This window comes from Streptomyces sp. NPDC001002, assembly GCF_053599215.1.
Genome location: NZ_JBSFLV010000233.1, coordinates 1 through 10647 on the forward strand (window position 1 = coordinate 1; position 10647 = coordinate 10647).

Here is a 10647-nt window from a genome sequence, read left to right on the forward strand (position 1 = left end):
GGCCACGGAGGACGCCAAGCGCGTCGGCGCGGTAAGCATGGCGGTGAGGAGCGGGGTCTGGGGCGGAGCCCCAGAAGGATGGGACGGGTAGGGGCGGCGGGGGCGAGGAATCCCTGGTCCGGACCGGCGTCAGCCCGTGAGCTCTGCCGCCACCAGCTCCGCGATCTGGACCGCGTTCAGCGCAGCGCCCTTGCGGAGGTTGTCGTTGGAGATGAAGAGGGCGAGGCCGTGTTCGACCGTCTCGTCGGTGCGGATGCGGCCGACGTAGGACGGGTCCTGGCCGGCGGCCTGGAGGGGGGTGGGGATGTCGGTGAGGGCCACGCCCGGGGCGCCGCCCAGCAATTCCGTGGCGCGCTCGACCGTGAGGGGGCGGGCGAAGCGCGCGTTCACCTGGAGGGAGTGGCCCGAGAAGACCGGGACGCGGACGCAGGTGCCGGAGACCTTGAGGTCGGGGATCTCCAGGATCTTGCGGGACTCGTTGCGGAGCTTCTGCTCCTCGTCGGTCTCGTTCAGGCCGTCGTCGACGATCGAGCCGGCCAGCGGGACCACGTTGAAGGCGATCGGGCGCTTGTAGACCTGCGGCTCGGGGAAGTCGATCGCGCTGCCGTCGTGGGTCAGCTTGTCCGCGTCGGCCACGACCTTCTGCGCCTGCCCGTGCAGCTCCGCCACGCCCGCGAGACCCGAGCCGGACACCGCCTGGTAGGTGGCGACGACCAGCGCCTCCAGCTCCGCCTCCGCGTGCAGCGGCTTCAGTACCGGCATCGCGGCCATCGTCGTGCAGTTCGGGTTGGCGATGATGCCCTTGGGCCGGTCCACGATGGCGTGCGGGTTCACCTCGGAGACCACGAGGGGCACGTCCGGGTCCTTGCGCCACGCGGAGGAGTTGTCGATCACGACCGCGCCCTGCGCGGCGACCTTCTCCGCCAGCGCCTTCGAGGTCGCGCCGCCCGCCGAGAACAGCACGATGTCGAGCCCGGAGTAGTCGGCGGCCGCCGCGTCCTCCACCGTCACCCCGTCCAGGACCGTCCCCGCCGAGCGGGCCGAGGCGAACAGACGCAGCTCGGTGACCGGGAAGTTCCGCTCCTTGAGGATGCTGCGCATGACCGTGCCGACCTGACCGGTGGCTCCGACGATTCCGACCCTCACAGCGACTCCCTTACCTGTTCCTGTACGTCTGCGGCGTTTCCATCATGCGGCCGACCCGGGTCAGCCTGTCCAATTCTTTGCCGCGCATGCCCGAGGAATGGGACGCCGGCCCGGCGGTGTGACGTACGCCTCCAGAAAATTTCCCGGCCCCGCGCCGAACGTTTCCGGGCCCTGCGGCGTCGTAGAGGAAACGCGGTGAGGGGGGTGGCTTGTGCTGCGCAGAAAGGCCCGCCGTGCCCAGAGGGACGATCACGGTGATCCTCTGGACGCGGCCCAGGAACGCCGGGTGAGAGCGGTGCTCGCACTCGGCGGGGTACCGCAGGCGGACCTGCCGGACGGGGTGCAGCAGGTCCGCCTGCGGCTCCTGGAGCGGGCGGCCAAGGGCGACGAGGCCCCGCGCGACGTGTCCGCGTGGGCCGCCGTCGTCGCCTCCAACCTCGCCATGGACTGGCACCGCGCCAAGCGCCGCCAGGAGCGGATCGGCGAGCGGCTGGCCTCCCTGCGTCAGCTGGAGCACCCCTCGGGCGAGGACACCAGCGTGCTTTCCCTCTCCGTCGCCCAGGGCCTGGACGAGCTGCCCGACTCCCAGCGCCAGGTCCTCGTCCTGCGGTTCTTCGCCGATCTGCCGGTCCGCTCGATCGCCGACGAACTCGGCATCCCCGAGGGCACGGTCAAGAGCAGGCTGCACACGGCGGTACGGGCACTGCGCGCCCGCCTGCACGAGGACGAGGTGGTGTGAGATGACCGCCGAACACAACGACACCGACGCGCTCATGGCCGCGATCACGGGGGAGGCGCCCGCGGAGGGGGTCCGCACCGACGACGCCTTCATGACCGAGTACCGCGCGGCCGAGGCCGATGTGGCGCTCCTGCGCGAGCAGTTGGGGCTCATCGGGGACGCGCTGGCCGACCCTGAGCGGCCGCAGAAGAAGCCCGTTCCGGTACGGGCGCCCCGCGATCTGCGCCGGGTCCGCAGGTTCGCCTTCGCGACCCTCGCCGTGGCCTGCGCCGGGGGCGTCCTGGTGGGGATGAGCTGGCTGGTGGCGCAGTCCGGTGGCGGCGCGGCCGACACGTCGAGCAGCGACGCGGGCTCCAAGGCGATGGAGTCCGACGCGGGCTCCCCCTTCGCCAGCCCCGGCTATCTCGCCTGCGCCCGGCTGGTCGTCGAGGGCGAGGTCGCGAAGGTGGCCCAGGTGCCCGGCGCCTCGGGGCGGGAGCGGATCACCCTGGACGTGACCCGCGCGTACAAGCCGACGAAGACCGCCGAGCAGGTCACCTTCGTCCTGGAGGAGGGCGCCGTCCTCAAGAGCCTGCACAAGGGCGAGCACGTCCTGGTGGGCGTGCCGAGGGGGTCGTCCGTCGCGGACTACCTGGTCGTCGGCGAGCGGTCGGTCGCCCGCGAACGCGCCGGGCTCGTCCAGGCGCTGCCGGACGCGGCCTACGTGCCCTGCGAATGAGAAGGCGCGCATGAGAAAGGGCGGGCGCCCCTACGGACGCCCGCCCTCACCGTCGTATCAGCCGTATCAGCTGATTACGGTGTGACCTTCTCGATCTTCACGCTGCCGAGGCCGGCCACCGTGCCGTTGCCGTTCACCAGCTGGACCTGGCCGAAGAACTCGCGGCCCTCCGGAGCGGCCGCCGCGGCGGTGACGCTGGCGGAGACGGTCGTGGACTGGCCCGTGCCGAGCTTCACCGGCACCGACTCGTCGACGTTCACCGTGCCGAGCGCGGTGGAGAAGAACACGTCCTGGTAGTCGTAGGCCGTGGAGCCGGAGGGCACCGAGTAGCCGATGACCTGGACGGTGTACGTACCGGCGGCCGGGTTCGGCACCGAGACGGCCTCCTCCGAGTCGCCGTCCGCGGAGCTGCCGACCTCGGTGCCGGCGGCGTTGAGCACCACCAGGTCAAGGTCGGCGGCATTGTCGGAGACGTTGCCGATCGCGACGTCCAGGGAGTCGGCGCCCGCGGGCACCTCGACCGTGGTCGTCTGCGTCACGCCCTCCGTGATGGTCGGGCGGGCCGACTTGGCGGAGCCGAGCGGGCCGCCGGCCAGCTTGCCGTCGATCGCGGCGAGGTTGTTCGTCACCGTCCAGGAGGCGGCGGCCGGCGTACCGACCTTGGCCTCGGGCACGGTCACGACCTCCGGGTCGAAGGCCGCGCCGTAGGCGGCGACGCTGAGCTTGTACGGGTTGTCGAGCAGCGGCGAGGTGCGGCGCGCCTCGACCTCGATCTCCCAGACGCCGGGCTGCGGGTCGGCGTACGAACGCACGTCGGGCCGGCAGCCGTTGCCGTCGAGGTAGTTGTTGTAGCAGAACGGCGTCGAGGTGTTGTCGACCGGAACGCCGTACGGGTGGATCGCGATGAACCGGGTCTGGCTCTTGTCCTTCAGCCCGCCGATCGCGACCTCCAGCGACTTGGCGCCCGCGGGCACGGTCACGAAGTACGACTGGGTGGCGTTGCGCTGGACCGAACTGGACGCGGAGTAGGTGTACTTGACCGGCGCCGAGACGACGACCGTGGTGAGGATCTGCTTGTCCAGGCCCTCGGTCTTCGGGTCGTCGAGCTCCAGGATGGCGCTCTTGAGGCCCGCGGACTTCGGGTTGGCCTGCACCTTGACGGTGACCGGCTGGTTCAGCGGCAGCTTCGGCTCGTCCGAGCCGAGGATCTTGAAGGTGTCACCGGCGTTGTTCTCGAAGTGCAGCTCGTGCCGGATCGCCTTGTCCGCACCGGACGTACGGGTGATGGTGACGTCGTACGTCTTCTTCTCGCCGGCCTTCAGGCCGCCCTCGCGGTCGTAGAGACCGGTGCCGAAGCCCGGCGTCTTCAGCGCGAAGTCGATCGCGGTGTCGACCGGCGCCTTGACCGCGTAGTCGTGCGCGGTGGCGCCGTCCTTGATGGACTCCCAGGCGTCGGGGATGTTGATGAGGCCCGCGCCCTCCTCGTACGCCTGCACACCCTTGATGTGGTCGGCGGTCGAGGTCAGGGCCGTGCGCAGGGTGGCCGGGGTCAGCTCGATGTTCTTCTGCTTGGCCGCCGACAGCAGCAGCGCCGAGGCGCCCGCCGCCTGCGGGGACGCCATCGAGGTGCCCTGGAGCATGGAGTAGCCGGCCGGCAGCGTGTAGCCCGCCTCGGCGACCGGGGCGCCCGGCAGCCAGGTCTGGGTGGTGTTGATCGACGCACCCGGCGCGGACAGGGTCGGCGTGAAGCCGCCGTCCTCACGCGGACCGCGCGAGGAGAAGGGCATCATCGCGTACTTGGTCGTCACGGCCGAGCCGTAGTTGGACGCCCAGGTCTCCTTGGAGATGGTCGCGCCGACCGAGATGACCTTGTCGGCGAGACCGGGGTCGCCGATGGTGTTGGCGCCCGGACCGGAGTTGCCGGCCGAGATGACCAGCTGCACGCCGTAGGTGTCGATGAGCCGCGTGTACAGCTCCGAGCGCGCGTTGTTGCCGTCGTTCAGCGCCGGCAGGCCGCCGATCGACATGTTCACGATGTCGACACCGCGGTTCACGACGAGGTCGATCATGCCCTCGGTGAGCGCGATGTTGGTGCAGCCGCCGGTCCAGGTGCAGGCGCGCGAGGAGACGATCTTCGCGCCCGGGGCCGCGCCGTTCATCTTGCCGCCGAACAGGCCGTTGGCGGAGGTGATGCCCGCGACGTGCGTGCCGTGCTCGGACTCGATGACGCCGATGTTGACGAAGTCGGCCTTCGCGCCGGCCGCGTTGTAGACGACGTCCTTGCGGATCTCGACGACGAACGGCTGCCGCTCGACGACGTCCGTCGCCGGGTTGTCGGTGCCGAAGTACCCGATCTGGAAGCCGTCCTTGTACGGCTTCAGCGGGGTGTCGTCACCGAAGTCGTGGTTGTTGTTGAGGTCGACCCGCACGGTGCCCGCGGCCGCGTCGTACAGGACGCCCCACGAGTCGGTGGTGTCGCCGTCGCGGTTCGCGTCGCCCGCGGCGTCACCGCCGGTGGTGTACGACTCCAGGAAGGTGCTGACCTTGTACGCACCCGCCGGCGCCGACCAGGTGCTGCCCTGGTAGGTGAAGGTGGGCCCGGAGACCGAGGTGAGCATCGGACGCCAGGTCCGGTCGCCGTCCGAGACCGGGTCGGTCGCCGTCACCCAGTCGACGATCTTCCGCTCACCCGTGGTGGTCTTCTGCAGCGCGGGGTGGCCGAGGTCCACGCCCGAGTCGAGGATGCCGATGGTGACACCGCGGCCGTCCGCCTTCGGGTGGTCCTGCACGAAGTCGACGGCGCCCGTCTCGAAGGACGGGTTGTACGGGTTCTCGGCGGGGGTCTTCTTGCTCGGCGCCGGGTAGGTCACGGCCGCCGACGAGGACTTGCCCGAGCTCTTGGTGCTCGGGTCGTCCAGCGGGATCTCCTCGCGCAGGTCGATGCCGTGCACGGAGGAGAGCTTGACGGCGGCGGCGATGGCCGAGTCCGCCTTCGCGGTGGGGACGGTGGCGCTGACGTAGCCGACCTTGTCGAACGTGCGGCCCACGAGGCCGCCGCTGACCGCGTCCAGCTGCTTGGCCACCTGCTCGGTCTGGCCCGGAGCGGTGGCGATCATCATCGTGACGTTCTTGTCGCCGGCCGCCTTGGCCTCGGCGAGCAGGTCCGCGTCGTCCGAACCGAGCTTGTCGTGCGCGGACTTGACGACGTCGTCGGCCGGGGTGGTGGTGGCCGGGTCGTCCGCGGAGAAGGCCATGGGTATCGGCCCTGCCGCGGAGAGCGCGGCGACCAGGCCGGCGGCCACGGCGATCCGCGCCATGCGTCTCGCACCGCCGGATATCGGATCGCGCTGGGGGGTGAGGGTCATCGGCATCCCTTGGAGGTAAAGGAACGGGCGTGAACGATCGCTCAGCTTTACCCAAGGGACAGTTGTTTGGGAAGTGTTGACCGACATGATGAGGATGTATGGGGAAAACCCGCGATGCCCTTTGAGGTCAATACCCGTCAACCCCGGCAAATCACACCAAGATTCACACTTCCTTCGAGCGCGCGTAATGCCGTGAGGCCTTCGCGCGGTTCCCGCACGTGGCCATCGAGCACCAGCGGCGGGTGCCGTTGCGCGAGGTGTCGAAGAAGTGCAGGACACAGGTCTCGTGGGCGCAGCCGCGGATCCGGTCGGGGGCGGCCGTGAGCAGTTCCAGGTAGCCGCGCGCCGCCAGCCAGGCCGGACCCCACGCCGGGTCGGCGAACTCGGGCCGCTCGCCGGGTCCCTCGGCGGTGAGCGTGGCCCGGATCCGCCCGTGTCCGAGCACGGCGTCGACCGCCTCGGCGGCGCCCGGTGCCCCGTCCACGGCCGCCCGCAGCGCGTCCCGCGCCCCGAGCGTGTGCCGCAGGGTCGTCGCGTCGGCGGCGAACCGCTCCGCGAGACCGTTCGCCGCCAGCCACACCGCGAGCCCGTCGGTGTCGGTGAGCAGATCGTGCGCGGACCCCTCCGCCACCCACCTCGTGTTGAGAAGATCGAGCGCGAGGGGCTCGCCGGTGAGGGGGCGCGGGTCGGGGAGGGCGGTGGACATGGGGGCTCCTTACGACCGGCTGATCCTCTCACCTTAACTCTTGACGTCAAGGACAACGGTTATAACGGGAGTGTGAGAGTGCGCAAGAAGCTTCGGGTGGCGGCCTACGCCATGTGCGTCCGCGACGAGCAGATCCTGCTCGCCCGCTGGACCGACCGCTACGGCCGGCCCGAGTGGACGCTGCCCGGCGGCGGCATGGAGCACGGCGAGGACCCCTACGACACCGTCCTGCGGGAGGTCGAGGAGGAGACCGGCTACCACATCGAGGTCACCGGCCTGCTCGGCGTGGACTCCTTCCGCCTCACGACCACGCACCGCTTCGGCAGGACCGTCGACCGGCACGGCGTACGCCTCGTCTACGAAGGTCGCGTGATCGGCGGCGAACTGCGCCCCGAGGTCGGCGGATCCACGGACCTGGCGGCCTGGCATCCGCTGGAGAAGGTGGCCGATCTCCGCCGCGTCGGCCTGGTCGACGTAGGGCTGCGGCTGTGGCGGGAGCGGCCGGCGGCGGGGCGCCTGGAATAGCTTCAGTACCCCGCAAGATGAACACTGCGTGACCGGCTCCCGGCCGTCCGAGGAGCGGTCGTGGGCGCGGAGGGTAGTCCAAGATCGACGTACGGTGATCGGCGCTGCGCGTTGCGGCCTCGTTCACGCGCAGGTCATTCCCGGTGCCAAGGCTCCAGAGCGAGCGGGAAGTTCGCGACAGCGATCGTCCCGCGACCCTGCCGACGCGTTCGCACTCGGGGAGATCGCGCCATGTCGCGCATACGCTCTGTCGCCGGTTCCAAGCCGGCGGTCAACCGCCGTACCGTCCTCGCCGTCACCGGAGCGGCAGCCGTCTCCGCGGGCGTCGGCTACGCCCTGCGGCCCACCGACAGCCAGGCCGCCGCCGCGGCACCCGCGAGCGGTGCCGCCCACCAGGCCCCGGTCGCCGACTCCCGGCAGGCCCCGGCCGCGCCCCTGGCGCCGTACACCAAGGGCACCACCCTCGCCTCCATCGCGGCCCCGCGCACCAACTCCGGCTTCCGGCGCCTGGGTTCGGGCACCGGCTGGTCGCGCGTGGTGCGCGGCGAGCTGGCCGCCGCCAAGTCGGGCCGGGCCGGCCGCCGTACCGCGCTCGCCGCGTTCGTGCAGCTGACCGACCTGCACCTGATCGACAGCCAGCACCCGATGCGGCTGGAGTACGTCCGCTCCGCCGACCAGCATGCCTGGCGCCCGCACGAGGCGCTCACCGTCCAGGGCGCGGTCTCGCTGGTCGAGCGGGTCAACGCGCTGCGCGGGGCGCCGGTCACCGGCAGCCCGCTGCACTTCGCCATGACCACCGGCGACAACACGGACAACAACGCCAAGTCCGAGCTGGAGTGGTTCCTGACCATCATGAGCGGCGGCCGGATCACCCCCAACACCGGTGACCCGCGCCACTACGAGGGCGTCCAGAACAGCGGCAGCAAACTGTTCTGGCAGCCCGACTCGACGATTCGCGACGGCGACAAGCAACTCGGCTTCCCGCACCTGGGCGGCTACCTGAACGCCGCGATCCGCGAGGTGCAGAGCCCCGGCCTCAACCTGCCCTGGTACTCCACGGTCGGCAACCACGACACCCTGCCGCTGGGCTGCTACGGCCACGGCGACTCCTGGCTCGCCGAGTTCGCGGTCGGCGGCAAGAAGCTCATGTCGCTGTCGGCGTCCGAGTCGGCCAAGCTCCAGAAGCTCATCAAGAGCGGCAACGACCCCAAGGGCCACGCCTTCCGGGACCTGCTCAAGGCGCACACCCGGGACATGCGCTCGGTCACGCCGGACGAGAAGCGCGCGCCCTACACGGCGACCGACTACCTCAAGGCCCACCTCGACCCCGCCCACCAGGGTGTCGGCCCGGTCGGCCACGGCTACTCCAGCGCCAACCTGGCCGCCGGCACGCAGTACTACACCTTCCGCATCGCCGACGACGTGGTGGGCATCAGCCTCGACACCACCGACCCCGGCGGCCACTACGAAGGCTCCATCGGCTCGGCCCAGTTGAAGTGGCTGGACCGGCAACTGCGGGACTACAGCGACTCGTACGTCGTCGTCTTCAGCCACCACACCAGCCACTCGATGACCAACACCTCGCACGCCGACCCGGCCCGCCCCAACGAGCGGCGGCACAACGGCCAGGAGGTCATCGCCCTGCTCGGCAGCCACCGCAACGTGCTCGCCTGGGTGAACGGCCACATCCACCGCAACGAGATCACCCCGCACTCGGCCCCCGACGGCCGGTCCTTCTGGGAGATCTCCACCGCCTCGCACGTGGACTACCCGCAGCTCGCCCGCGTCATCGAGATCGCCGACAACAAGGACGGCACGCTGTCCCTGTTCACCACGCTCGTCGAGTCCGCGGCCCCGCACCAGACCGACTTCGCCGACCTCTCCCAGACGGGCCTGGCCGCCCTCTACCGCGAGGTCTCCTACAACGCCCGCGGCACCGGCAAGGACCTGAGCGGCAAGTCCACCGACCGCAACACGGAGCTGGTCCTGAAGAAGGGCTGAAAGCCACTCAACCGGCCCACAGCCGAGCAACCCTCCCCGATCACCTCAGGTCTTCGCCCCCGAACGGACCACGACCCGCTCCGACGGAGAGCGGGCGAGACAGGGGGAAAGACATGACCGTACGTGTACGGGCGACCGTGGCGGCGACGGCGGGCGTGCTGTCGCTGGCCCTGGCGGCTCCCGCCTTCGCGGCACCGACCGACCGGGGGCACGACGCGACCCGCGAGGCGATCCGGTCCGCCGTGGCGGTGGGGGTGCCCGGCGTGACGGCCACCGCACGCGACACCCGCGGCACCTGGCGGGCGACCGAGGGCGTGGGCGACCTGCGGACGGGCGCCCCGCGCTCGGCCGACGACCACTACCGCATCGCGAGCATCACCAAGACCTTCGTCGCCACCGTGCTCCTCCAACTGGAGGCGGAGGGCAGGCTCTCCCTCGACGATACCGTCGAGAAGTGGCTGCCCGGCACCGTCCGCGGCAACGGCAACGACGGCCGGAAGATCACCGTCCGGCAGCTGCTCAACCACACCAGCGGCCTCTTCGACTACACGTCCGACGAGGAGTTCCAGCGCCGGCTGTTCAGCCCGGACGGCTTCTTCGAGCACCGCTACGACCACCGCGACGCGGCCGACCTCGTCGGCATCGCCATGGCCCACAAGCCGGACTTCAAGCCCGGCACCTCCTGGAACTACTCCAACACCAACTACGTCGTGGCCGGCATGCTCATCGAGAAGGTCACCGGCAACTCCTACGGCGAGGAGATCAAGGACCGCATCGTCGAACCGCTGGACCTCGACGAGACCTCGGTCCCGGGCGACCGCACGACCGTCGGCAGGCCCAGCAGCCGCGCCTACTCCAAGCTGGCCAGGACGGCGACCGGACCCACCTACGACGTCACCCGGCTCAACCCGACCGCCGCCTCCTCGGCCGGCTCGATGATCTCCGACTCGGCCGACCTCAACCGCTTCGTGAGCGCGCTCCTGAGCGGCAGGCTGCTGCCGCCCGAGCAGCTCAAGGAGATGAAGACCACCATCTCCTCGCCGCAGTTCCCCAACGCCGGCTACGGCCTGGGCCTGATCCGGTACGACCTCTCCTGCGGCGTCTCCGTCTGGGGCCACAGCGGAGGCATCCACGGCTCCACGAGCGAGGCCGTCGCCACCGCCGACGGCAGGCACAGCCTCGCGCTGAACTTCAACGGCGACTGGTCCGGTGACAGCGTGGCGGTCATCGACGCCGAGTTCTGCGGCAAGCAAGGCAAGTAAGGCAAGTAAGGCAAGTAAGGCAAGCAAGGCAAGCAAGGCAAGTAAGCGGCTCTGTTTCGCCCGGTCGCTCTCACGGCCTACACCCTGGTCCGTCCGGGTATCGGCCTTGCCGTTTTCTTTGCCCTGGGCCGTGCCGGTCAGCCGACCGGCACGGCCTTCAGCGCGTCATGAATCCGCAGGTCAGC

At 70.5% G+C, this 10647-nt stretch carries 8 protein-coding genes; 5 read left to right on the forward strand and 3 right to left on the reverse strand.

What is annotated here, in order from left to right:
* Positions 1–129: 129 nt before the first annotated feature.
* Positions 130–1146 (reverse strand): aspartate-semialdehyde dehydrogenase, encoded by a 1017-nt coding sequence (locus ACWDR3_RS45680; RefSeq protein WP_450358612.1) that lies wholly within the window; start codon positions 1144–1146, stop codon positions 130–132.
* A gap of 211 nt (positions 1147–1357) precedes the next feature.
* Here ACWDR3_RS45680 and ACWDR3_RS45685 point away from each other — a divergent pair, with 211 nt between their 5' ends.
* Entirely contained in the window at positions 1358–1885 is a 528-nt protein-coding gene (locus tag ACWDR3_RS45685) for a sigma-70 family RNA polymerase sigma factor (RefSeq protein ID WP_402349306.1), read from the forward strand.
* Between the two features lies 1 nt (position 1886).
* Entirely contained in the window at positions 1887–2603 is a 717-nt protein-coding gene (locus tag ACWDR3_RS45690) for a hypothetical protein (RefSeq protein ID WP_450358613.1), read from the forward strand.
* Positions 2604–2677: 74 nt separating this feature from the next.
* Here the strand turns inward: ACWDR3_RS45690 and ACWDR3_RS45695 are convergent, their stop codons facing one another.
* Together ACWDR3_RS45695 and ACWDR3_RS45700 are read right to left on the reverse strand one after the other, a co-directional pair.
* Positions 2678–5968 (reverse strand): S8 family serine peptidase, encoded by a 3291-nt coding sequence (locus ACWDR3_RS45695; protein ID WP_450358614.1) that lies wholly within the window; start codon positions 5966–5968, stop codon positions 2678–2680.
* A 163-nt stretch (positions 5969–6131) separates the two neighbouring features.
* On the reverse strand, positions 6132–6674 hold the full coding sequence (locus ACWDR3_RS45700) for a CGNR zinc finger domain-containing protein (RefSeq protein WP_450358615.1): 543 nt from the start codon (positions 6672–6674) through the stop codon (positions 6132–6134).
* A 78-nt stretch (positions 6675–6752) separates the two neighbouring features.
* On the opposite strand from ACWDR3_RS45700, the gene ACWDR3_RS45705 reads away from it, so the two are divergent.
* From ACWDR3_RS45705 to ACWDR3_RS45715, 3 genes are all read left to right on the forward strand, one after another.
* Positions 6753–7199 carry an NUDIX hydrolase gene (locus ACWDR3_RS45705; protein WP_450358616.1) on the forward strand — a complete coding sequence of 149 codons (447 nt, stop codon included), beginning with the start codon at positions 6753–6755 and terminating at the stop codon, positions 7197–7199.
* 231 nt (positions 7200–7430) lie between these two features.
* Positions 7431–9200 (forward strand): TIGR03767 family metallophosphoesterase, encoded by a 1770-nt coding sequence (locus tag ACWDR3_RS45710; protein WP_450358617.1) that lies wholly within the window; start codon positions 7431–7433, stop codon positions 9198–9200.
* Between the two features lie 113 nt (positions 9201–9313).
* Positions 9314–10462 (forward strand): serine hydrolase domain-containing protein, encoded by a 1149-nt coding sequence (locus ACWDR3_RS45715; protein WP_450358618.1) that lies wholly within the window; start codon positions 9314–9316, stop codon positions 10460–10462.
* The last annotated feature ends 185 nt before the right edge of the window (positions 10463–10647 follow it).

What these genes read in the sequence shown, in the direction of transcription:
- ACWDR3_RS45690 (WP_450358613.1), top strand. Translation starts at nt 1,887, where the DNA reads ATGACCGCCGAACACAACGACACCGACGCGCTCATGGCCGCGATCACG.
- ACWDR3_RS45695 (WP_450358614.1), bottom strand. Translation starts at nt 5,968, where the DNA reads ATGACCCTCACCCCCCAGCGCGATCCGATATCCGGCGGTGCGAGACGC.
- ACWDR3_RS45700 (WP_450358615.1), bottom strand. Translation starts at nt 6,674, where the DNA reads ATGTCCACCGCCCTCCCCGACCCGCGCCCCCTCACCGGCGAGCCCCTC.
- ACWDR3_RS45710 (WP_450358617.1), top strand. Translation starts at nt 7,431, where the DNA reads ATGTCGCGCATACGCTCTGTCGCCGGTTCCAAGCCGGCGGTCAACCGC.
- ACWDR3_RS45715 (WP_450358618.1), top strand. Translation starts at nt 9,314, where the DNA reads ATGACCGTACGTGTACGGGCGACCGTGGCGGCGACGGCGGGCGTGCTG.